2 protein-coding genes are annotated in these 2212 nt (G+C 57.1%); one reads left to right on the forward strand and one right to left on the reverse strand.

Going from position 1 to position 2212, the window contains the following annotated elements; genetic code table 11:
- Positions 1-535: 535 nt before the first annotated feature.
- Complete coding sequence (locus tag QD408_RS27095) at positions 536-820, reverse strand: hypothetical protein (RefSeq protein ID WP_414141424.1); 285 nt, start codon at positions 818-820, stop codon at positions 536-538.
- A gap of 373 nt (positions 821-1193) precedes the next feature.
- Here QD408_RS27095 and QD408_RS27100 point away from each other — a divergent pair.
- A partial coding sequence (locus tag QD408_RS27100; RefSeq protein ID WP_414141425.1) for an IS110 family transposase occupies positions 1194-2212 on the forward strand: 1019 nt, incomplete at its 3' end.

Here is a 2212-nt window from a genome sequence, read left to right on the forward strand (position 1 = left end):
GTCTCTTTCAATGAAACATCAAGCCCGATATATTGGTCCATGGTTGCCTCCATTCGATGTTTGGGCCCGGTTCAATCGTGAGCCCGTTTTGCCATCTTACCGGGGGCAACCACCCCAGACAGCCATCATCTGATAAATATGACATGGGGTGATCGCGCCGCGATTACCCCATGTTTTGCGTCCGGAATTGCGTGAAAACCAAGATCTAGAGCAGTTCCGTGATTCGAAGAAAAGCGGAATTGCTCTAGATCCTCCTTGGCGTATCCGCCAGGACACGCCAAGGAGGATCTATGCATGAGCAGCGCATGGCCCTGATCTCGAGGCGACCCCGATCTCACGCGACCGGGACCAGCGTCTTTTCTGCGTCCGGCCCTTGAATAACCGCAATCGCCACTTATTTAGAGATTATAAAATTTGTCTCTGACGGCTGACCACGGATGTACTGGCAGCCGTCATCGAGACAGATTGAGGAAGGTCGGTGCGAGTTTCGCCCGGCCTTTTTTCTTGTCCTCGTCAACGACGGCGACGCGCCAGGCTACCAGCCGCTTTTGCGCTTCTTGCTGTCGAACCCCTTATAGGGATCGTAATTATAGGTGCGCGAACCGCCTCCGTAGACGGTTTCGGTGTAGCTGCCGCCGAGGTTCTGCCGGGTCTGCGAATAGGGATCGCCGTTGCGGTTCGTGTTGTAGCTGCCGCCGGAATTCCGCTCCATCGTGTAGGTATCGCGGCCCTCAGTCCAGCACGGACCGGAGATGAGCTCGCAGCCGGCAAAAGCCTGGCCTGATATCAGCATCGCCACCACAAAAACGAATGCACGCATGATAGTCTCCCAAAGTGAAGGTTGAAGGCTTCAACCCTTGCCATAAAGCTCTGATTTCATTCGTTCCCTCCCTGCCCTTCCCGCCTCGCCGCCCTGCGCCGGGCAAGCCGATCCCGTTCGCGCCTTTTCAGGCTCGTCGACTTGGCGATGCTTGGCTTCAGAGGCTAAAGCGCGTCGCGATCTTTCAGATCCGCTCCTCGCGCTTTAGGTCTTTGTTGCTACGCATGTCGTTATCGCAAAACATGGGGTAATCGCGGCGCGATCACCCCATGTCATATTTATCAGATGATGGCTGGCTGGGGTGGTTGCCCCCGGTAAGATGGCAATACGGGCTCACGATTGAACCGGGCCCAAACATCGAATGGAGGCAACCATGGACCAATATATCGGGCTTGATGTTTCATTGAAAGAGACTGCGATCTCGATCCGGCAGGGAGGTAAGCGGATCTGGCGGGGGAAATGCGCTTCGGACCCCAAACTTCTGGCAGAGATGATCCGCAAACATGCTCCGCACGCCAAGCGCGTTGTTTTCGAGACGGGACCGTTGTCGACGTGGTTCTATCATGSGCTGATCGACGAAGGCGTGCCGGCGATCTGCATTGAAGCGCGGCACGCACAAAAGGTCTTGAACGAGACGCTCAACAAGACGGATGCCAATGATGCGGATGGCTTGGCGCAGCTGGCCGAAGCCGGCTTCTACAAGCCTGTCCGGGTAAAGGCTTTCGACAGCATGCTGACGCGCACGCTGGTGACGGCCCGCAATCAGCTCCTGAACATCTCAACCCAGCTTAGCAACCAGATCCGCGGCGTGATGAAGACGTTCGGYCTTATCGTTCCCAAAGGAACAGGTCGGGTGTTTGATGGCCATGTGAGGAAACTCCTGGATGGCAATGACGGCCTTGCCATGATCATCATGCCTCTGCTTGACGCCTGGTACGGCATACGCTTGCGTACGGCCGATCTTGATCGCCAGTTGGTCGCAGCCGCACGCCAGAGCCGGGCTGCGAAACTGTTGATGACGATCCCGGGCATCGGCGCCGTCACGGCCGTCTCTTATGTCGCCGCGATTGAAGATCCGGACAACTTCAAAACGTCGCGCTCGGTGGGCGCCTGGCTCGGGCTGACGACGCGGCGCTACCAGTYAGGCGAAGTCGACTACGATGGCCATATCTCTCGAAGAGGCGACTCCTATCTGCGGGGGCTGCTTTATGAAGCGGCGACGGTGATCCTTACCAGAACCAGTGCCAGCAACGAGAGCAGTCTCAAAAGTTGGGGGCTTAAGCTGCGTGAGCGGTTGGGCTTCAAGCGTGCTGCGGTGGCACTCGCCCGAAAGCTTGCGGTCATCATGCACAGCATGCTCAAGACAGGAGAAGGGTTCAACAGATTGGCCGG

This window comes from Rhizobium sp. BR 249, from assembly GCF_047445895.1.
GTDB lineage: Bacteria > Pseudomonadota > Alphaproteobacteria > Rhizobiales > Rhizobiaceae > Rhizobium.